Consider the following 20,476-nt stretch of genomic DNA (forward strand, 5'->3'; position numbering starts at 1 on the left):
ATCCGAACCCGAACACGGAACGCTGATGTCCCAATCGACCGACTCCGCCCGCGAAATCATTCCGGTCAATCTCGAAGACGAAATGCGCCGCAGCTATCTCGATTACGCGATGAGCGTGATCGTCGGGCGCGCCCTGCCGGATGTCCGGGATGGCCTGAAGCCGGTGCATCGCCGCGTGCTGTTCGCCATGAACGAATTGGGCGCGCACAGCAACAAGCCGTACTACAAATCGGCGCGCATCGTCGGCGACGTGATCGGTAAATACCATCCGCACGGCGACGCATCGGTCTACGACACGCTGGTGCGCATGGCGCAGCCCTTCTCGCTGCGCTACCTGCTGGTGGACGGGCAGGGCAACTTCGGTTCGGTCGATGGCGATCCGGCCGCGGCGATGCGCTACACCGAGGCGCGCATGTCGAAGATGGCGCACGAGCTGATGGCCGACATCGACAAGGAAACCGTCGATTTCCAGCCCAACTACGACGAGAAGGAGCTGGAGCCGACGGTCATGCCGACCCGGTTCCCGAACCTGCTGGTCAACGGTTCCGCCGGCATCGCGGTGGGCATGGCGACCAACGTCCCGCCGCACAACCTCAACGAGGTGGTCGATGCGCTGCTGGCGATGATCGAGACGCCCGGGATCGACATCGACGGGCTGATGGAATACATCCCCGGCCCGGACTTCCCCACCGGCGGCATCATCAACGGCGTGGGCGGCATCCAGCACGCCTACCGCACCGGTAAGGGCCGGGTACGGATGCGCGCCAAGGCCGACATCGAGGTGAACGACAACGGCCGCGAGGCGATCGTCGTCACCGAGATTCCCTACCAGGTCAACAAGGCGCGACTCATCGAGAAGATCGCCGAGCTGGTCAAGGAAAAGAAGCTCGAAGGTATCAGTGAGCTGCGCGACGAGTCCGACAAGGACGGCATGCGCATCTACGTCGAGGTCAAGCGTGGCGAATCCGCCGAGGTGGTGCTGAACAACCTCTACGCCTCCACGCCGATGGAATCGGTATTCGGCATCAACATGGTGGCGTTGGTCGATGGCCGCCCGCAGCTGCTCAACCTCAAGCAGATTCTCGAAGCCTTCCTGCGCCATCGCCGCGAGGTGGTGACCCGCCGCACCATCTTCGAGCTGCGCAAGGCGCGTTCGCGCGCGCACATCCTGGAAGGGCTGACCGTCGCGCTCGCCAACATCGACGAGATGATCGAGCTGATCAAGACCTCGGCCAACCCGGACGAGGCGCGGCAGAAGATGCTGGCCCGGCGCTGGCAGCCGGGCATGGTGGGGGCGCTGTTGGCCGCCGCCGGCGCGGAAGCCTCGCGGCCGGAAGGGCTGCCGAAGGGCGTCGGTCTGATCGAGGGCGTCTACCAGCTCACCGAGACGCAGGCCCAGCAGATTCTGGAAATGCGCCTGCACCGCCTGACCGGGCTGGAGCAGGAAAAGCTGACCGAGGAGTACCGGCAACTGCTCGATGCCATCCGCGGGTTGATCGAAATCCTCGAACAGCCGGGCGTGCTGATGCGGGTGATCCGCGAGGAGTTGGCGAACCTCAAGGCCGAGTTCGGCGATGCGCGCCGCAGCGAGATTCGCGCCAGCGAGGAGGATCTCGACATCCTCGACTTGATCGCGCCGGAAGATGTGGTGGTGACGCTCTCGCATTCGGGCTACGCCAAGCGCCAGCCGGCCACCACCTACCGCGCGCAGAAGCGCGGCGGCAAGGGCCGCAACGCGGCGGCGACCAAGGACGAGGATTTCATCGACCAGTTGTGGCTGGTCAATACCCACGACACGCTGCTGACCTTCACCAGCGCCGGTCGGGTGTTCTGGCTCTCGGTCTACCAGTTGCCCGATGCCGGCCCGAACGCGCGCGGCCGCCCGATCATCAACTGGATTCCGCTCGAAGCCGACGAGAAAGTGCAGGCGGTGCTGCCGGTGCGCGAATACGAACAGGGCAAGTACGTGTTCTTCGCCACCCGCCACGGCACGGTCAAGAAGACCCCGCTGACCGAGTTCGCCTTCCGCCTGGCGCGCGGCAAGATCGCCATCAACCTGGATGCGGACGACGCGCTGGTCAACGCCGAACTCACCGATGGCGAGCGCGACGTCATGATGTTCGCCTCCAACGGCAAGGCGGTGCGCTTCGACGAGAACGCCGTGCGCTCGATGGGCCGGACCGCCACCGGCGTGCGCGGCATGCGGCTGGCCGAAGGCGAGGAAGTGGTCAGCCTGATCGTGGTCGATGGCGAGGGCGATGTGCTGACCGCCAGCGAGAACGGCTTCGGCAAGCGCACCGAACTGGCCGAGTTCCCCAAGAAGGGGCGCGGCACCCAGGGGGTCATCGCCCTCAAGACCACCGAGCGCAACGGCCGCCTGATCGGCGCCATCCAGCTCACCGATCACCACGATGTACTGCTGATTTCCGATGGCGGCACCCTGGTGCGCACGCCGGCCTCGCAGATTGCCCAGGTGGGCCGCAACACCCAGGGTGTGACACTGATGAAAGTGGCGAAGGACGAGAAGTTGCAGGCCATCGAGCGCCTGGACGTATCGCTCGACGAGAATGGCGAGGAGCCGGATAGCAGCGTTTGAGTGCCGGCTCCGCGTGGTGAGCGGCGGCGTGGCGTCCGCGCCGCCGCTTGTCCTGCGCGGCCCAGCGATTCTCTGAATGTTCGCGGGGGAATCCGTATGGAATACCTTTGCGAGCCGGCCGTTTCGGCATACGTGTCCGCTTGAGGGGTATCGTGACGCATGCGGGCCGGCGCGTGATATTCGGTTTCACCATCGCATCGCTGTGGCGAAGGGTGTCGGCCGTCGGTGCGGCGCGCGCCGCCGCCATCCATTCCTCCCCTGCCAAGGCATCCGCATGAGCGCCCCCCGTACCGATGAGATCGCCGCCATCGTTTGCGCCCGCGAGCCGATTCATCTGGTGGGCGCGATCCAGCCGGAAGGCTGGCTGCTGGTGGCCGACGAGCGGACGCTGGCCGTCACGCACGTATCCGCCAACATGGCCGAGCTGTTCGGCGTCGGCGCGGAGGCCATGCTGGACGCGCCGTTGGCGGACTTCCTCGAAGCAGGCCTGGTGAGCACCTGTCTCGAACAGGCGCACGCCTGCCTGGATCTGCGTTCCGCCCAGCACGTCGGCCAGTACAACATCGGCGATATGGCCTGGCTTTGCGATGTTTCCACCCATTGCGGGGATGGCTTGCTGCAAATCGAGATCGAACTGGCGCCGGCCGCCCGGCAGGCGCGCAACTTCACCGCCAGCGCGCATGCGGCCGCGCTTCGCACCGCGGGCAAGCCCGATCTCGTTTCGTTCGCGCGGGAAATGGTGGCCCAACTGCGCGAACTGACCGGTTTCGACCGGGTGATGGCCTACCGTTTCCTGCCCGACGCTACCGGCGAAGTGATGGCCGAGGCGGTGACCGAGGGGATGGAGCCGTGGCTCGGCCAACGCTATCCCGCTTCCGATATTCCGGCGCAGGCGCGGGCGTTGTATCTGAAGAACCGCATCCGGGTGATTCCCGATACCCGTTACGTGCCGGTAGCGCTGTATACCGCACGGGAAAGGGCGGGGATGCCGCTGGACATGAGTTTCAACGTGCTGCGCAGCATTTCGCCGGTGCATCTGCAATACCTGCGCAACATGGAGGTCGGCGCCTCGATGTCGATTTCGGTCGTGTTCGACGGCCGCCTCTGGGGCATGATCCTGTTCCAGCACCGCGAACCGAGGCGGGTTTCGGCCGAGGCGCGCAACGCGCTCGACCTGCTGGGCGCCTTCTTCTCGGTGCGGGTGGCCGCGCACTTGCAGGCCGAGCAAGGCGCGTGGGCGCGCCGTACCGAGGGCATCTGCGCCGTCTTGCGCGACCAGATCGGCAGTGCGGCCGATCACGATGCCGCGATCGAGCGCGAACTGCCGCTGATGGCCCGGCTGGTCGAAAGCGACGGCATCGCCATGTACCGCGCCGGCCGCTGGCGCGACGATGCCGGCCTGCTCGATGCCGATGAGCGCGCATCGCTGGAAAGCTGGCTGGCTGTCCAGGATGGCTGGGTGGCGGCCGTCAGCCGTGGCGAATGGCGCGAGGGCGCAGGCGTGGAAGCGCCCGTGGTCGCCGGCGTGCTGGCGGTGAGGATGGCGGCCTCCGGGGACGACTGGCTGCTGTTCCTGCGCCGCCCGTACGACCGGGAAATCCGCTGGGCCGGCATTCCCGACAAGCACGTCGAACAGATCGCCGATGGCGGCTTGCGCATCGCCCCGCGCGCCGATTTCAGCGTCTGGCGCGAATTGCGGCGTGGCGCTTGCGAGGATTGGGGGGAACAGGAATTGTCCGCCGCGCATCAACTGGTCAGCCTGCTGGACACGCTGCGCCGCTGAGCGGGACGGTATCGCCGCCCATGTGGCTGGCATAGACTGGCGCCCATCACGATCAAGCGGGGTTTCGGGATGGATACAGCCGTGGCGAAGCGACAGGGAGCGGACGCGATGAGCCCGCCCCGGGCATGGCGGACGATGTTCGCCGCCCTGGTACTGGCGGTGCTGGCGCTGGCCGGCTGCAACCGGGAAGGGGGGCAACTGCCCAAGATGAGCGGCGAGCCGATCAAGGCCGCCAGCGAGGCGATCAAGGAATTCAAACTGCTGCGGGCCTACCCGGAAACCCGGGAGGGGCGCGCCGTGCTGGCGCTGGAGTTTTCCCAGCCGCTGGCCGGCACCCAGGATTTCAACCAACTGCTGCGCTTCAAGGACACGCTGAAGGAGGAGGGCGGCTGGGTGTTGGCCGATGACGGCGAGAACCGCACTTTGCGTTACCAGTTCGTCGAGCCGGATACCGAGTACACCCTGCTGATTTCCGGCAAGCTCTCCGCCGCCGATGGCCGCGTCCTCGGCAACGATCGCGAGGAAAAGGTCTTCAGCGGCGACATGAAGCCCTCGGCCGGCTTCGCCTCGCAAGGCAGCGTGTTGCCGGCCAAGGACAGCCGCGGCCTGCCGGTGGTCTCGATGAACGTCGGCGAGATCGACGTCGAGTTCTTCCGCATCGTCGAGAAACGGTTGCCGGCCTTCTTCGCCGAATACCGCAAGCCCGGCAATCGCAGCCTGTGGAACCTGGCGGGCGAATACAGCGAAAGCGGGATCGGCAAGTTCGGTGAATCGGTGTATGTCAACCGCTTCCTGCTCGACGCCAAACGCAACGCGCGCGCGGTCAGCTATCTACCGATCCAGGATATCGAGGAACTGCGCGAGCCGGGCCTGTATTTCGCGGTGATGAGGCGGGCGGGCAGCTTCGGCGACGAATTTCCCACCACCTTCTTCACCATCAGCGACATCGGTCTGCACGCGCGCGCCTACCGCGACAAGATGTTCGTCCACACCGCCTCGCTGGCCGATGGCGGCGCGCTTTCGGGCGTTGAACTGCGCCTCCTCGACGGCAAGGGCAACGCCGTGATGGAAGCCGAAAGCGACCGCAACGGCAATGCGCTCTTGCCCTACACGCTGGATGCCGCGCACGTGCTGGTGGCGACGAAGGGCGGCAACGTCTCGCTGTTGCCGTTCAACCAGCCTGCGCTGGATCTTTCCGAGTTCGATGTCGGCGGCCGGCCGCAGGGCTTGTTCGAGGTCTATCCGTGGTCGGGCCGCGACCTCTACCGCCCGGGCGAGGCTGTGCAGATATCGGCGCTCCTGCGCGATGCCGACGGCAAGCCGCTGAAGGCCGCCGGCGAGGGTGCGCAACCGTTGTTCGTGCGCTTCCTGCAACCCGATGGCAAGACCTTCCTCGATACCCGGATGACGCCGGGCGCGCTGGGTTACTACCGCCTCCTGCGCGAGATTCCGGCCGATGCGCCGACTGGCGAATGGAGACTGGAATTCCGCCTCGACCCGCAATCGAAGGATGCCGTGCAGGGCATGAAGCTGCACGTCGAGGAGTTCCTGCCGGAGCGGATGAAGCTCGACCTCGATACCGCCAGGCCGGAGCTGGCTTTTGGCGAGCCGGTGCCGTTGCGGGTGACCGGCCGCTACCTGTACGGCGCGCCGGCGGCCGGCAACCGCTTTGGCGCCACGGCGCAGTGGCGGGTGGAACGGCACCCGCTGGCGAAACTGCCGGGCTGGTTCTTCGGCGACCCCACCGTCAAGCTGCCCCCGGCGGACGAGGAAGGTATCGACGCCAAGCTCGATGACGACGGCAAGCTGGCGCGGGACATCGTCCTGCCCGAAGGATTGGCGCCGGTCACGCCGGTAAGCGTGCAGGTGCTGGGCAGCCTCTACGAAACCGGCGGCCGCAGCGTCGATCGCATGGTGAAACGCATCCTGTGGCCGGCATCGGCGCTGGTTGGCGTGCGTCCGCTGTTCGACCCCGAGGAAGGTAGCGACGCCAACCAGGAAGCCGGCTTCGAAATCGCCCGCTACGACCGCGCCGGCACCCCCAAGCCACAGGCCGGGCTGCAAGTGAAGCTGGTGCGGGAGTTGCGCGATTACCACTGGAGCTTCGATGATGAGGGCGGCTGGAGCTACCGTCACACCAGCCGCTACGAGACCGTGGCCGAGAAGAAGGTCGATGCCGGCGGCGCGCCGGCGAAGATCGGTTTCCCGGTGGAGTGGGGCGATTACCGGCTGGAGGTGTTCGACCCCTCGACCCGGCTCACCACGCGCTTCCCGTTCACCGCCGGCTGGAGCTGGGGCGATGACAACCGCGGCCTCGACGCCCGCCCGGACAAGGTCAAACTGGCCTTGGACAAGACCCGCTACGCCGCCGGCGACAAGCTCAAGGTCACGGTGACGCCGCCGCAGGCCGGCAAGGGGCTGCTGCTGGTGGAGTCCGACAAACTGCTCCATGTGCAGGAAATCGATGCCAAGCCGGGCAGCACCTTCACCCTCCCGGTGACGGCCGACTGGGAACGCCACGACGTCTACATCACCGCGCTGGTGTTCCGCGGTGGCAGCGCCAAGCGCCAGGTCACGCCGGCGCGCGCGGTGGGCGAGGTGCATGTGCCGATGGGCCGCGATGCCCGCAAGGTGGCGGTCGGGCTGGCGGTGCCGGCGATGGCGCGGCCCGAGGCCACGATCAACGTCACCGTGGCCGCGCCGCAACTGGCCGGGCAGGAAGCCTATGCGGTGCTGAGCGTGGTGGATGTCGGCATTACCAACATCACCGAATACCCGGCGCCCGACCCCTGGGGCTGGTTCTTCGGCAAGCGCCGCTTCGGCATCGACAGCTGGGATGTCTACGGCCGGGTGATCGAGAGTTTCGAAGGCGGCATGGCCAAGCTGCGCTACGGCGGCGATGCCGAGGCCGCCAAGCCCGCGCGCGCGTTGCGGCCCACGGCGAAGTTGCGCATGGCCGACCTGCATGCCGGGCCGCTCAGGCTGGATGCCAAGGGCATCGCCCGTATCCCGCTCAAACTGCCGGATTTCAACGGCACCTTGCGGGTCTCGGCGGTGGTCTATGCCGCCGATCGCTACGGCGCGCAATCGCGCGAGATGGTGTCGCGCGCGCCCGTGGTGGTGGAGCCGAGCATGCCGCGCGTGCTGGCGCCGGGCGATGCCAGCCGGGTGACGGTGGATGTCGGCAACTTCAGCGGCAAGCCCGGCGAGTTCAAGGTCGGCCTGTCGGCCAGTGGCCCGGTGCGGGTCGATGGAGTCGCGCGGACGCTGCGTCTGGACAACGGCGCCAAACGCACGCTGAGCTTCCCCGTCACCGCCACGCCCGGCTACGCGGTGGCGAAGGTGACGGTGAATGTCGAAGGCGGCGGTCATCGCGTGCGCCGCGAATACGACCTGCCAGTGCGCGCGGCTTGGCCGATGGTGCTGCGCACCCGCGAGAGCACCGTGCGGGCGGGCGAAGCGGCCCGTTTCGACCCGGCGTTGGCCGAGGGTCTGATGCCCGGTTCGGTCGATGCGCGGATGGTGGTCGGCGTGCTGCCGCCGATTCCATTCGCCGCCGCCCTACAGGGCGCACTGGATTACCCCTATGGCTGCGTCGAGCAGACCGCCAGCAAGGGCTACGCCGCGCTGGAACTGGATACCGCCACCTCCACCGCACTGGGCGTCAAACCGCTGGCCGCCTCCGAGCGCCAGCGCTACATGGAAGGCGCCTTTGGCCGGTTGGCCTCGATGCAGGCCCATTCCGGCGCGTTCAGCCTGTGGGGCGGCGGCGATGGCCGAACCGACGGCTTTCTCACCGCCTACGTCGCCGAATTCCTGCTCGATGCGCGCGAAGGCGGCTTCGCCATCCCGGAATCGATGTTGCGGAAATCGCTGGAGCGGATGAACGAGGACCTGCTGGCTGGCGGCCGTGGCGGTTTCTACGACTATCCCGGCGACGAACGCGACCACCTGCGCTTCGCCTACCACGCCTATGCCGGTTACGTGCTGGCGCGGCAGAACCGCGCGCCGCTCGGCGTCCTGCGCACGCTCTACGACAACCGCCGCGGCGACAGCCTGACCGGCTTGCCGCTGGTGCGGCTGGGCATTGCGCTCAGCCTCCAGGGCGACAAGGTGCGCGGGCGGAAGGCGATCGACGAAGGGCTGGCGAAGCCGTATCCCAAGGGCCGTTGGTTCGGCGATTACGCCAGCGCCATCCGCGACCAGGCGATGATGCTGGCGCTGCTGCGCGAGCGTGGCATGGGCCGCCCCGGCGACGAAGCGCGCCATGCCGCCCTGGCCCGGCTGATCGAACAGCGCCGCGAGGAAAGCCGCTGGCTGTGGTTGTCGACTCAGGAACAAAACGCCATTGCCCGCCTGGGCAAGGCGCTGCTGGCGGGCGGCAAGGGCCGGCTCTCGGGCGCCTGGCGCTTCGATGGTGGTGGCGACCGGGTGGCCAATACGGCCTCGACCGCGCGCCGCTTCGGCGTGCCGGCCCTGCTTGCCGCCAGCTTCGACCCGGAAGGCGAGGGCGCGTTCCACGTCAGCCAGGAAGTGGCTGGCGTTCCGCTGGTCGCTCCCGCGCCCGACAACCCCGATCTCGATATCAGCCGCCGCTATTTCCGCACCGACGGCAAGCCGTGGAGCGGCGGTACGCTGAAGGAGGGCGATGCCTTGATCGCGACGGTCGAAATCAAGAGCAAAACCTATATGCCCAACGCGCTGTTGACCGACCTGCTGCCGGCCGGGCTGGAAGTGGAGAACCTCAACCTCGGCGATGCCCGTGCATGGGCCGATGTCGCCATCGATGGCGTTCAACTCAGCGATCGCGGTCGCGCCGCCGAGATCGCCCACGAAGAATTTCGCGACGACCGCTACGTGGCCGCGCTCAAACTCGATGCCGGTGGCACCGCGCGAGTGTTCTATCTGGTGCGCGCGGTCAGCCCCGGCAGCTACGTGGTGCCGCCGCCGCTGGTGGAGGACATGTACCGGCCGACCTTGCGCGGGATCGGCAAGTCCAGCCTCTCGAATTTGAAGGTGGTCGAGCCGTGATCTCGCCGGGCGCGATGCGAATGGACCCGCGTGAAATACGCGGCCTGATCCATCAACCGCCATTCCCGACCAAATCGGCTGTTGGCATGACGAGAAGCCCGATATCGCCAGGCGGTGCCCAGGTCATGCGCCGTTTGCTCTCCCTGGCGCTGGCCTTGGCCGGCCTGCTTGGTGCCGCCTGCGCCGCCGAACCCGCCCCGCCGGCCGACAAGAAAATCGAGAGGAAGATCGACATGTCCACGCTGAAGGAACCCTTGGTCATCGGCCCCACGGTGGGTGACTACACCTATACCAACGCGCCAAAACTGGCCCGGCTCGGGCCGCATCGTTTCATGATCCCGGCCAATTACTTCACCGACCAGATCGGCCCGGATTTCCAGGGCAGCGTGAGCATGGAACTCGTCTGGCCGAAACTGGAGCCACTCCCCCCCGGCCGGCGGCGCGAGATGAGTATGAACGAGTTCAGGCGTCAGATTCGCGCGGGTTTCACCTATATCGACAGGCGGCCGTTGCAGGAGGCGATGGACAGCGACGGCAGAAGTTTCTCGGATGACCCGATCCTGCGGCAGGATCCGACCGACAATATTTCCCATCGCACCCGTGGCGAGGACGTGCTGGGCCTGGAGCGCTGGTACGTGAGCGAAGCGGACAAGGCGCGCTATCTCAAGCTGATCGAAGGGCAGCGCGATCGCTATGCCTGGCCAGTGAATCCCTGGGATATCGAAGACTGGTTCGTGCGCCGGGACGCGCAAGGGCATAACCTGACCTTCATCCGCTGTGATCCGCCCAGTAAGCCGGATGGCTTGATCATCCAGGGCGATGATGTTGTGAAAGATGAGAATCCACGCGTCGCCCAGTGCTCGCACAGCTTCGCCATACCGGAGTATGGTTTGTCCGTGGAAGTGGACTATCCACGGGTACTGATGCGTGACTGGGCACGGATCGAAGCACGCTACCGCGAACTGATGGCAAAGTTCCACATCGGCATTGATACGAAAGGGGAGCAATGATGAGTGGCCTGACCCGGCAAGACCTGAACATCCTCAAGCATTACGCCAAGGAGGGAAACCGCGAGCTTTACTGGAACTATCTCGCGCACCTGCCTGGCAACGACGGCTACGGCCTGCTGGCCTTGGGCGTGGTGCGCAACGACAACATGCCCGGTAAGGTCGCCAACGCTTATGCCCAGCAACACGGTGGCCGCACACTGACCGAACGCGAATGGGAGCACTTCGGTCAGCAACTGATCCAGGAGGATTACAAACGCCGTCAAATACAGTTCGAAAAGAACGACAATCCGCAAAGCGCACTCAACCTGCCAGTCTGGGACGTGCAGGAAGCCCACGACAAGACTTTCAGCGATCATGAGCTCGACCCCAACGCCTGGACCCCACGCCAACTACTCGAAGCCGCCCGCCGCCAGGACGGTGAGCGAGCCGCCGAGCGCATCTGGTCGAACATGCTGGACAACTCGGCATTGGGCCTGCACCGGGCCAATAGCACGCTGAGTGACATCCAGCGTTACCTGCCGGGCGCGCCTGGCAATGCTTATTTCATGGGCCTCGGCTACGCCAGCGCGGTGGCGGCGGTATCGCTGGATAGGAAAAATCCCGACCACATCGGCAACAAGGCCGACAGCGCTCTGCACGTCAACGGCCTGGACATCTGGCTGAGGATCAGAACGATTCCCCGGCTCAGCGCCTTCCCGATACTCGACCGGGAGGACATCCAAAAGCTGGACGACGCCCGCCAACTCCGCCTCGAACGCCAGCAGAAGTCGAATCAGTTCCACGCCGACGACCCGCACCGCCAGTTGCTGCCCAGCCCCAAGACCCTGGCGCAGGGCGAGCCGCAGCCGGACGCCCAGCCGCCGGATGCTCGGCAAGCTATCCAGCAAGCCGAATCCGCCCCCGCCCATCCGCCGCTGCCGCCCGGCTTCGCCCCGGCGCTGAAGCATGGCTCGGACATCCGCCAACCCGACCACCCCGGCCACGACGCCTACATCCACACCCTGAAAGCCGTGCGACGCATGGAGGCCGAACGAGGCATCGCCCCCGGCCCGCATACCGAATGGCTGGCCGCCCGCCTCGCCGCGGAAGCCGCCGAGCGCAAGCAGGGCATCACCCGGGTGGAGATGGACAAGGACGGCTGGATTCACGCCATCGAGCGCCACTACGCCGAGGACGAAGGCAGGCGCTTCGGCCTGCCCGCGGCCGAGGCCACATCGATCCCGGTGGAAACCTCGGGGGCGCGCTGGCTGGCGGCGAAGTCGGCGCACTACGTCTCGACGCAACCAGCAACTGAACGCAGCGAAGCCCATGAATACAGCCTGCGGATGCTGCCCCCCGACGATCGGGCGATGTTCAGCGCACTGCGCGGCCAAACGCCCGCCCACGTTGGCGACGCAGTGGTCGCGCAGGCGTTGCTGGAAGCCAGGCGCAATGGCATCCACGAGACGGAACAAGTGGCCGGTGTGACGATGCTGGGCGACCAATTACACGTGATCGGCACGACGCCGGGCCAACGCATCTGGCTGAACGTGACCGCCGAAGCGCCGCCGCAAGAGAGCATCCAACAGACGCTGCAAGCCAACCAGCAACGCGAGGAGCGACTGGCGGCGCAGAACCAGCAGCAGGCACAGCAACAGACGCAGGCCAGGGCGTTGTCGCTGGGTTAGATCGTCCGGGGGGGCAGATTGGTGTCCGTCACCCCTGTCGTCGTCACGGCGTCGTTGATTCCACACGAAGCGCCAAGTCGCCTGTCGCTCCACCTTCGTGCATTCACACACTGGCTTCAGGATGCTTTTTGAAGCCTGCGACTGCGTGACGCGTCATGGATTCATCTTCTGACCGGTTCGTTGGCGGTGCGCAGTACCGGGTAGCGGCGCAGGTCGCGGTCGTAGGCGGGATGACGGCGGTAGAAGAAGTCCAGCCGGGCCTCGGGCGAGCGGGCGAACTCCGGGTCGTCCTTGAGGCGCCGTTCGAACTCGGTTTTCAATGCCGGGTCGTTTGCCAGCATCTGGCGTGCTTCGGCCTCGGCAACGTAGTCCTCCATGTATTCCTTTTGTTCGAAGGCGTTGTTCATCGCGCCCCAGGCCACGAGTGCGTCTGGTGCCAGCGGTTCCAGCAATTGCATGACCAACCGCGCCTTCGGCTGGGTGATCGGCACGAATAACGCGCCGGTGGAGAGGTCGCGGCGGTCGGCCCGCCATTCGCCCTTCAGGCCGATGCGCTGGTGGCCTTCGACCGAATTCGGCGCGAATTTCGCCTCGCGGGCGTGGAAGGTTTCGACGGCGATACCTGGCAAAGGGGTGTCGATGCGGCGGTATTCGATGCCGTGCACCTTCAATGTCGGTTCGACGTAGGAGGCCCAGGCCACCGGCACCAGATAGCCGGCGCGAGGGGCGGTTGTTTCGATGGCCGGCGTCACTTGATTGCGCAACGGCACTTTCCAGACTTCCGGCTTCGATTCGTCGTAACGGGTCATCAGCGCGCCGGAAATTTCCGAGGGCGTGCGGGTGTAGGCGTAACCGTGGAACTCGATGGTCTTCGGCGTGTCCAGGACGCTCCATGCCAGCGGCACCGATTGTCCGGCCAGCGCCAGCGCTCTCGTGTCGGCGGCGCGTGCTTCGGCCTGCCAGTCGCGGCCATGGCGGGCGACCCGGGTCAGCAGGCTTTCCAGGGTGTCGCGGGTGGTGCGCACGCGTTCGGGGTAGGGGCGCCAGCTATGAGTTTCGACCAGGATGCCGATGCGGTTTCTCAGCATGTAATAGCCATGCGAGAAGCGTGCGCTCGGCACGCCTTCCGAAAAGCCCGAAGCGGGGTTGTCGTTCTCGATGAAACTCGGATAGAAATCCACGGGCCTGGCGCCGCGCAGGGCCAGATCGGCGATGAGGCCGTCGCGCAGGCGGCGGCCGACTTCCCGCAAGCCGGCGTCGCCGGCGTTGACCGGCTGGGCGGTGATCGAGATGTCGTGCTGGAACTGGGCGCCATCGGTGGCGTGCAGGTCGATTTCGACGAGCGGGTCCCAATCGTTGACCAAGGCCAGCAGTGCCCGCATCTCGGGCGTATCGGCCTTGACGTAATCGCGGTTGAGGTTGAAGCGTTGGGCGGTCACGCGGAAACCCATTTCCTCGGGGCCACGCTGGTTGGGGCGGTTCCAGGCGCGGAAATTCTCGTGGCCGTCGATATTGAACACCGGTACGAACAGCATCACTTGCCGATCCAGCACGCCGTGCGCGCGCTTGTCCGCCAGCAGGTCGCGCAGCAGCCAGAAGCCGGCGTCCTTGCCGTCGATCTCGCCGGCGTGGATGCCGCCCTGCACCAGCACCACTGGCAGTTGCTTCGCCTTCGCGGCTTGGGGCGTCAGGGCGCCGCCGGTGGAGACCGCCAGCGCTTTCATCGGCCGGCCTTCGGGCGTCATGCCGAAATCGAAGCAGCGCGCCGATTCCGGATATGCCTTGGCGAAGGCGTCGCACAAGGCGATCACCTCGGCATAGCGTCCGGTGCGGATGAAACCGCTGTGTTCGGAAAGCGTGGTCAGGTCGGCGGCTGCAGCGTGCATCGGCGGCGTGGCGAGGGTGAGCGAGGCAAGGGCGAGACCGAGCGCGGCGTGGCGTGGCATGGGCGCATCCGATGGATGTGGGGCGTCGATCTTAGCCGCATGTCGGAGGGCCGCCAGCGCCGAAGGTCATGCCGCGGGTGCTAGGCTTGGCCGCTTTCCCGATCGCGACTAACCCCCGCCACGCATGAATACCGCTTCCTCTCCGGCCGATGCGCGCCTGCCGCGGCAGATTCCCTACATCATCGGCAACGAAGCCTGCGAGCGTTTCAGCTTCTACGGCATGCGCAACATCCTGGTGCCGTTCCTGATCACCAGCCTGATGCTGGCTTACGCCCCCGAGGCGGAGCGCCAGGGCATCGCCAAGGATGTCTTCCACACTTTCGTCATCGGCGTGTACTTCTTCCCGCTGCTTGGCGGCTGGCTGTCCGACCGTTTCTTCGGCAAGTACAGGACGATCTTCTGGTTGTCGGTGGTCTACGTGCTGGGCCATGTCTGCCTGGCGGTGTTCGAGGACAACCGCACCGGCTTCTATGCCGGTCTGTTTCTGATCGCGTTGGGGTCGGGCGGCATCAAGCCGCTGGTGTCGGCCTTCGTCGGAGACCAGTTCAGCCAGGCCAACAAGCACAGGGCCAAGGTGGTCTACGACGCTTTCTATTGGACGATCAACTTCGGCAGCTTCTTCGCCAGTTTGTTGATGCCGGTGCTACTGAGGAATTACGGGCCTTCGGTGGCGTTTGGCGTGCCTGGGCTGCTGATGGCGATCGCGCTCGTGATCTTCTGGCTGGGCGGCCACAAGTACGTGATGATGCCGCCCAGTCCGCCCGATCCGCATGCCTTCCTGCGGGTGGCGCGTGATGCGGCGATGGCCGGCGGCGCGGGCAAGGCGGTGGCCGGTTTCGGTCTGTTGCTGGCGCTGCTCGCCCTGGCGATGTGGCCGCTGGGCAAGCTGGATTTCGTGCCGGCGTTCTGTCTGGCGCTGGTGCTGGCGATGGCGGGCGGCGGCATCGGCGCCGCGATGCAGCTCGACCTCGTTCGCGGCAGGCATCCCGATGCCGCCGTCGATGGCGTGCGCGCGGTGCTGCGCATCCTGATCGTGTTCGCGCTGGTGACGCCGTTCTGGTCGCTGTTCGACCAGAAAGCCTCGACCTGGGTGTTGCAGGGCGAGGCGATGACCAAGCCCGACTGGTTCCAGTCGGCGCAGATGCAGGCGCTCAATCCGTTGCTGGTGATGTTGATCATCCCGTTCAACAACCTGGTGCTGTACCCGGCGCTGCGCGGGTTCGGTTTCGAGCCGACTCCGCTCAGGCGGATGGGAAGCGGGATCGTCTTCTCGGCCCTGGCCTGGGTCGTGGCCGGTCTGTTGCAGTTGCAGATCGATGGCGGCGCGCCGACTTCGATCGTCTGGCAGGTGCTGCCTTACGCGCTGTTGACCTTTGGCGAGGTGCTGGTCTCGGCCACCGGGCTGGAGTTCGCTTACAGCCAGGCGCCGCCGTCGATGAAGGGCAGCATCATGAGTTTCTGGATGCTGTCGGTGACTATCGGCAATCTGTGGGTGCTGCTGACCAACGCGGCGTTGCGCAATCCGGTGGTGGAAGGCGGGATCGTCGCGACCGGCCTCGGCGAGACGGCCTTCCTGATGTTCTTCTTCGCCGGCTTCGCGCTGCTGGCGGCGCTGGTCTTCGGTCTGTACGCGCGGTGCTACCCGATGCAGGACTTCTACCGAGACGGGGATGGGGACGCCACATGATGACTATCGCCATCATCGTCGTGACCGTGCTGGTGTCGTGGCGGGCGTTCAGCGATGCCCGGTTGCTGGATCGGCTGATCCTCTGGCCGCCGGCGATCAGCCGGTACCGGCAATACGACCGGCTGTTGACCCACGGCTTCATCCATGCCGACTGGATGCACCTGATCTTCAACATGGTCACGCTGTTTTTCTTCGGCCGGCAGATCGAAGAGGTGTTCGGTGGTGGCATGGCCGGCGCGCTGGGCTTTCTGTTCTTCTATCTTTCGGCCATCGTGATGGCGATCCTGCCCACTTGGCTCCGCCACCGTGACGACAGCCATTACCGCAGCCTCGGCGCTTCGGGCGGTACTTCCGCAGTGCTGTTCGCCTTCATCCTGTTTTCGCCGTGGTCGGAGTTGCTGATCTTTCCGATTCCGGTGCCGATCCCGGCGATCCTGTTCGCGGTGCTCTACACCGTTTATTCGATCTGGATGGACCGGCGCGGCCGCGACAACATCAACCACAGCGCGCACTTGTTCGGCGCGGCGTATGGCATGTTGTTCATGCTCGTCACCTGGCGGGGCCTACCGGCACACTTCCTGCGCGAGCTGGGCATCGGCGGCTGAGGGCCGCCGCGTGCCGGGCTTGGTGGTTCTCAGCATCCTTCACGAGGAGATATGTTATGAGCGACGTCATTCGGCACGACCCCGCCGGCCAGTGTTTCAGCATCGAGACCGATGGAGAAACCGCCCGCCTCGATTACGAGCGCGACGGCTCCGTGATGGTGATCACGCACACGGTCGTCCCGCCCGCGATCGGTGGGCGCGGCATTGCCGGGCAACTGGTACGGGCGGCGCTCGACCATGCGCGTGCCGAGGGCTGGAAGGTCAGGCCGGCCTGTTCCTATGCCGATGGCTGGATGTCGCGCCATCCGCAGTACGCGTCGTTGCGCGCGTCATGAGTGCCTGTTCGGCGCGCGCGGCGGGTGTCGCGCCATCGGTGCGATAATCCGCCGCTCTCGCCAGCGGGGAATACCGAGGAATGGAGCAGCAAGCGCGTTTGTCGCAAGCCCGCATCGCGGTGATCGGGCTGGGCTATGTCGGCCTGCCGCTGGCGGTGGAGTTCGGCAAGCGCCACGACACGCTCGGCTTCGACATCGATCCGGCGCGGGTCGATGCCCTGCGCCGTGGCGAGGATGCCACCCGCGAGGTCCGGTCCGATGAACTGGCGGCCGCGCGGCGGCTGCGCTTCAGCCAGCGGCCCGAGGACATCGCCGGTTGCGACGTCTTCATCGTCACCGTGCCGACCCCGATCGACGCCGCCAAGCGTCCCGACCTGGGGCCGCTGGTCGTGGCCAGCCGCAGCGTGGGGGCCGCGCTGAAGCCGGGTGACGTGGTGGTCTATGAATCCACCGTCTATCCCGGGTGTACCGAGGAAGTCTGCGTGCCGGTGTTGGAACAGGCTTCGGGCCTACGGCTTGGGCATGATTTCGCCGTCGGCTACAGTCCGGAGCGGATCAACCCGGGCGATCGCGGGCATCGTCTGACTTCGATCCTCAAGGTCACCTCCGGCTCCACGCCCGAGGCGGCCGATTTCATCGATGCGCTGTACGCCGGCATCATCCCCGCTGGTACCCACAAGGCGAGTTCGATCAAAGTGGCCGAGGCGGCCAAGGTGATCGAGAACACCCAGCGCGATCTCAACATCGCCCTGGTCAACGATTTGTCCATCCTGTTCGACAAGCTCGGCCTCGACACTCTGGAAGTGCTGGAGGCGGCGGGCACCAAGTGGAATTTCTTGCCGTTCCGGCCCGGGCTGGTGGGGGGGCATTGCATTGGCGTCGATCCGTATTACTTGACCCACAAGGCGCAGCAGGTCGGCCATCACCCGCAGTTGATCCTGGCCGGGCGCCGCACCAACGACGGTATGGGCGGCTTCGTCGCCGGGCAGGTGCTCAAGCGGATGCTCGGCAAGGGCATCAACCCGGTGGGCGCGCGCGTGTTGGTGCTGGGGCTGGCGTTCAAGGAAAACTGCCCCGACCTGCGCAATACCCGGGTGGTCGACATCGTGGACACTCTGCGCGAATACCATGTGGCGGTGGATGTCCACGACCCACTGGTCGACTCGGCCGAAGCGCACGCGGAATACGGGCTGAGGCTGGTGGCCGAACCCGCCATCGGCGCTTACGACGCGGTGGTGCTGGCGGTGCCGCACGAGGCATTCCGCCGGCTGGGCGGCGAGGGTGCGCGCGCTTACGGTCGCCCGGCCGCCAGCGTGCTGTTCGATGTCAAGGGCGTGTTGCCGCGCGAACAGGTGGATGGGAGGCTCTGAGCATGAAGGTTCTGGTCACTGGCAGCGCCGGCTTCATCGGCTCGCACGTCGCCCGGCGGTTGCTGGCGCGCGGCGACGAGGTGGTCGGTATCGACAACCTCAACGACTATTACGACGTCGGCCTGAAACAGGCGCGCCTGACCTTGTTCGCCGATGATCCCGGCTACACCCACATCGCCGCCGACCTGGCCGACCGCGCCGCGATCGAGCAGGCGTTCGCCCGCCATCGGCCCGAGCGCGTCGTTCACCTGGCGGCCCAGGCCGGGGTGCGCTACGCCGCGGAGAACCCGCATATCTACGTCAGCAGCAACGTGACCGGCTTCCTGCATGTGCTGGAGGGCTGCCGCCAGCATGGGGTCGAACATCTGGTCTTCGCCTCCACCAGTTCGGTGTACGGCGCGAACCGGGCGATGCCGTTTTCCGAGCACGCGTCGGCCGAACACCCGCTCACGCTGTACGCGGCCACCAAGAAGGCCAACGAGCAAATGGCGCACAGCTACGCGCATCTGTACGGCATTCCCAGTACGGGGCTGCGTTTCTTCACCGTCTACGGGCCGTGGGGCCGCCCGGACATGGCGTTGTTTCTGTTCACCCGGGCGATTCTGGCCGGCGAGCCGATCAAGGTCTTCAATCATGGCCGCCACAAACGCAGCTTCACCTATATCGACGACATCGTGGAAGGCGTCGTTCGCACCCTCGACCGCGTCCCCGGCAAGGACGCGGATTGGCGTGGCGAGTCGCCCGATCCCGCCAGCAGCGGCGTCGCACCGTATCGGCTCTACAACATCGGCAACGAAGCCCCGGTCGAGTTGCTGCGCTACATCGAAGTGCTGGAGCGTGAGCTGGGCCGCAAGGCGGTGATGGAAATGCTGCCGTTGCAGGCCGGCGACGTGCCGGATACCGAGGCCGATGTCTCCGACCTGGTGGCCGATGTCGGCTATCGGCCGAGGGTGTCGGTGGAGGAGGGCGTCGCCGCTTTCGTGGCCTGGTACCGGGATTTTCACCACTGAGGCCGGGCGGGCCACCCGTCGGGACGGGTGTGTAGGAAATGTCAACACGCGGTCATCAAAGTAGGGTATGGTGCGCGTACTGTTTCAGCGGGATCACTGGACATCGTGATCGGATGTGGTTGATCGTGTGGTCGCTTCATCGCTTGCGTGTTGCCTCTTGCTCGACAGTCCGGCGTCAGCGCCGTGTTTTCATCCACTGTTTTCCAGGAGTAGCAACATGTCCGATCGTCAGACCGGCACCGTCAAGTGGTTCAACGACGCCAAGGGTTACGGTTTCATCACCCCCGAAAGCGGCAGCGACCTTTTCGTCCACTTCCGTTCCATTCAGGGCAATGGCTTCAAGTCGTTGCAGGAAGGCCAGAAAGTGACCTTCAAGGTCGTGCAGGGCCAGAAGGGCCTTCAGGCGGACGAAGTCCAGGCGCTGTAAGCCAGCGCATCATCGCAATACGGAACCCGGCGCAAGCCGGGTTCTTCTTTTCACTTTCCACACAGCACTGCGCGACCATGCACGCGGTCATCATGCGATGCTGATCCACGTATCACGTGGTTGCCGCTAGGCTGGCCGTGTTTGCCTCGTCTCGATATCGGTTTCAAGCTGTCCCATGCGTCGTCATCTGCTCTTCTGCCCACTGCTGGCGCTGGCGCTGGTCGCCGGTTGCGACCGCAAGATGCCCTCGGCCGGAACGGTCACGACCGGCCGGATTCAACAGGCCGAGGTACCGGCTCCGAATGCGCCGCTGAAGGATGTCATCGAGCGCGACCCCAGGTATTTGATCGGCATCACTTATCCCGAGGTGGCCAACCGTCACCCACGGCTGGCCGAGGCGCTGCGCGTCTACGCCAATACCGCTCGCAGGGATCTCGACGAGGCGGTCGGGCTTTCCGCGGGGAGCGGAAGCGCCGGCATGCCCTACGATCTCAGCCTCAATTTCACCGAGCTGATGAACACGCCTCAGGTGGTGGTGATCGCGGCCGACGGCAGCCTGTACACGGGCGGCGCTCATGGTATTCCGCTGATCGCGCGCTTCACTTATCTACGGCAGGAGGATCGCCTGCTGTCGCCACGGGAACTGATTCCCTCGGCCGATGGCTGGAAGGTGATTTCGGATTACGTCCGCAAGCAATTGCGCGAGGAAGTGGCGACGCGTCTAGTCGAGGACGAAGTGCCGGAGGACGAGCGCGCCGAAATGCTGAAGAACGCCGCCAGCATGATCGATGCCGGTACCGAGCCGGATGCCGGTAATTTTGCCCAGTTCGAGCCGATTCCGGCCGCCGATGGCCGTTGGTTCGGGCTGCGTTTCGTGTTTCCGCCCTATCAGGTCGGCCCCTATTCGGATGGCACCCAGACGGTCGAGGTGCCGGTCGCGGTGCTGCGCCCGTATCTGGCGCCGGAATACCGGGTGATGTTCACCGGCGGCTGAGCGCCGGCGCCACCG

Annotated in this window: 13 protein-coding genes; 12 read left to right on the plus strand and 1 reads right to left on the minus strand. The window is 65.9% G+C overall.

Annotation, left to right across the window (positions count from 1 at the left end):
* The first annotated feature begins 25 nt into the window (after window positions 1-25).
* The 5 genes from gyrA to EBB59_RS02350 all read left to right on the plus strand — a co-directional run bounded on the left by gyrA (window position 26) and on the right by EBB59_RS02350 (window position 12,087).
* Entirely contained in the window at window positions 26-2,596 is a 2,571-nt protein-coding gene (gyrA, locus tag EBB59_RS02330) for a DNA gyrase subunit A (protein WP_122100525.1), read from the plus strand.
* Window positions 2,597-2,870: 274 nt separating this feature from the next.
* Window positions 2,871-4,379, plus strand: coding sequence for a GAF domain-containing protein (locus EBB59_RS02335; protein WP_158601689.1), 1,509 nt, complete (start codon window positions 2,871-2,873; stop codon window positions 4,377-4,379).
* Window positions 4,380-4,487: 108 nt separating this feature from the next.
* Window positions 4,488-9,410: an alpha-2-macroglobulin family protein gene (locus tag EBB59_RS02340; RefSeq protein ID WP_122100527.1), complete on the plus strand. Its 4,923-nt coding sequence runs from the start codon at window positions 4,488-4,490 to the stop codon at window positions 9,408-9,410.
* A 125-nt stretch (window positions 9,411-9,535) separates the two neighbouring features.
* A complete protein-coding gene (locus EBB59_RS02345; protein WP_122100528.1) occupies window positions 9,536-10,420 on the plus strand; it encodes a hypothetical protein in 885 nt (294 codons plus the stop codon).
* Window positions 10,420-12,087 carry an XVIPCD domain-containing protein gene (locus tag EBB59_RS02350; protein ID WP_122100529.1) on the plus strand — a complete coding sequence of 556 codons (1,668 nt, stop codon included), beginning with the start codon at window positions 10,420-10,422 and terminating at the stop codon, window positions 12,085-12,087. The genes EBB59_RS02345 and EBB59_RS02350 overlap by 1 nt, the downstream gene beginning before the upstream one ends.
* 161 nt (window positions 12,088-12,248) lie before the next feature.
* Here the strand turns inward: EBB59_RS02350 and EBB59_RS02355 are convergent, their stop codons facing one another.
* The gene (locus tag EBB59_RS02355; RefSeq protein ID WP_122100530.1) at window positions 12,249-14,033 is read right to left on the minus strand and encodes a M14 family metallopeptidase; all 1,785 of its coding nucleotides are present in this window, start codon (window positions 14,031-14,033) and stop codon (window positions 12,249-12,251) included.
* Window positions 14,034-14,157: 124 nt separating this feature from the next.
* Here EBB59_RS02355 and EBB59_RS02360 point away from each other — a divergent pair, with 124 nt between their 5' ends.
* The 7 genes from EBB59_RS02360 to EBB59_RS02390 all read left to right on the plus strand — a co-directional run bounded on the left by EBB59_RS02360 (window position 14,158) and on the right by EBB59_RS02390 (window position 20,461).
* On the plus strand, window positions 14,158-15,720 hold the full coding sequence (locus tag EBB59_RS02360) for a POT-type proton-dependent oligopeptide transporter (RefSeq protein ID WP_122100531.1): 1,563 nt from the start codon (window positions 14,158-14,160) through the stop codon (window positions 15,718-15,720).
* The gene (locus EBB59_RS02365; RefSeq protein WP_425451781.1) at window positions 15,717-16,325 is read left to right on the plus strand and encodes a rhomboid family intramembrane serine protease; all 609 of its coding nucleotides are present in this window, start codon (window positions 15,717-15,719) and stop codon (window positions 16,323-16,325) included. Before EBB59_RS02360 ends, EBB59_RS02365 begins: the two co-directional genes overlap by 4 nt.
* 56 nt (window positions 16,326-16,381) lie before the next feature.
* Window positions 16,382-16,660, plus strand: a complete 279-nt coding sequence (locus tag EBB59_RS02370; RefSeq protein WP_122100532.1) for a GNAT family N-acetyltransferase — start codon at window positions 16,382-16,384, stop codon at window positions 16,658-16,660.
* Window positions 16,661-16,740: 80 nt separating this feature from the next.
* A complete protein-coding gene (locus EBB59_RS02375) occupies window positions 16,741-18,030 on the plus strand; it encodes a nucleotide sugar dehydrogenase (RefSeq protein WP_122100533.1) in 1,290 nt (429 codons plus the stop codon).
* A 2-nt stretch (window positions 18,031-18,032) separates the two neighbouring features.
* On the plus strand, window positions 18,033-19,040 hold the full coding sequence (locus EBB59_RS02380) for an NAD-dependent epimerase (RefSeq protein ID WP_122100534.1): 1,008 nt from the start codon (window positions 18,033-18,035) through the stop codon (window positions 19,038-19,040).
* A gap of 217 nt (window positions 19,041-19,257) precedes the next feature.
* A complete protein-coding gene (locus EBB59_RS02385) occupies window positions 19,258-19,467 on the plus strand; it encodes a cold-shock protein (protein ID WP_122100535.1) in 210 nt (69 codons plus the stop codon).
* A gap of 175 nt (window positions 19,468-19,642) precedes the next feature.
* The gene (locus EBB59_RS02390; RefSeq protein ID WP_122100536.1) at window positions 19,643-20,461 is read left to right on the plus strand and encodes a DUF3298 and DUF4163 domain-containing protein; all 819 of its coding nucleotides are present in this window, start codon (window positions 19,643-19,645) and stop codon (window positions 20,459-20,461) included.
* Window positions 20,462-20,476 lie beyond the last annotated feature (15 nt).

The sequence above is a fragment of the Solilutibacter pythonis genome, from assembly GCF_003697345.1.
In the GTDB taxonomy this organism is placed as follows: Bacteria; Pseudomonadota; Gammaproteobacteria; order Xanthomonadales; family Xanthomonadaceae; genus Solilutibacter; species Solilutibacter pythonis.

What these genes read in the sequence shown, in the direction of transcription:
- gyrA (WP_122100525.1), top strand. Translation starts at nt 26, where the DNA reads ATGTCCCAATCGACCGACTCCGCCCGCGAAATCATTCCGGTCAATCTC.
- EBB59_RS02365 (WP_425451781.1), top strand. Translation starts at nt 15,717, where the DNA reads ATGATGACTATCGCCATCATCGTCGTGACCGTGCTGGTGTCGTGGCGG.
- EBB59_RS02345 (WP_122100528.1), top strand. Translation starts at nt 9,536, where the DNA reads ATGCGCCGTTTGCTCTCCCTGGCGCTGGCCTTGGCCGGCCTGCTTGGT.
- EBB59_RS02390 (WP_122100536.1), top strand. Translation starts at nt 19,643, where the DNA reads ATGCGTCGTCATCTGCTCTTCTGCCCACTGCTGGCGCTGGCGCTGGTC.
- EBB59_RS02340 (WP_122100527.1), top strand. Translation starts at nt 4,488, where the DNA reads ATGAGCCCGCCCCGGGCATGGCGGACGATGTTCGCCGCCCTGGTACTG.
- EBB59_RS02385 (WP_122100535.1), top strand. Translation starts at nt 19,258, where the DNA reads ATGTCCGATCGTCAGACCGGCACCGTCAAGTGGTTCAACGACGCCAAG.
- EBB59_RS02335 (WP_158601689.1), top strand. Translation starts at nt 2,871, where the DNA reads ATGAGCGCCCCCCGTACCGATGAGATCGCCGCCATCGTTTGCGCCCGC.
- EBB59_RS02355 (WP_122100530.1), bottom strand. Translation starts at nt 14,033, where the DNA reads ATGCCACGCCACGCCGCGCTCGGTCTCGCCCTTGCCTCGCTCACCCTC.
- EBB59_RS02370 (WP_122100532.1), top strand. Translation starts at nt 16,382, where the DNA reads ATGAGCGACGTCATTCGGCACGACCCCGCCGGCCAGTGTTTCAGCATC.
- EBB59_RS02360 (WP_122100531.1), top strand. Translation starts at nt 14,158, where the DNA reads ATGAATACCGCTTCCTCTCCGGCCGATGCGCGCCTGCCGCGGCAGATT.
- EBB59_RS02375 (WP_122100533.1), top strand. Translation starts at nt 16,741, where the DNA reads ATGGAGCAGCAAGCGCGTTTGTCGCAAGCCCGCATCGCGGTGATCGGG.
- EBB59_RS02380 (WP_122100534.1), top strand. Translation starts at nt 18,033, where the DNA reads ATGAAGGTTCTGGTCACTGGCAGCGCCGGCTTCATCGGCTCGCACGTC.
- EBB59_RS02350 (WP_122100529.1), top strand. Translation starts at nt 10,420, where the DNA reads ATGAGTGGCCTGACCCGGCAAGACCTGAACATCCTCAAGCATTACGCC.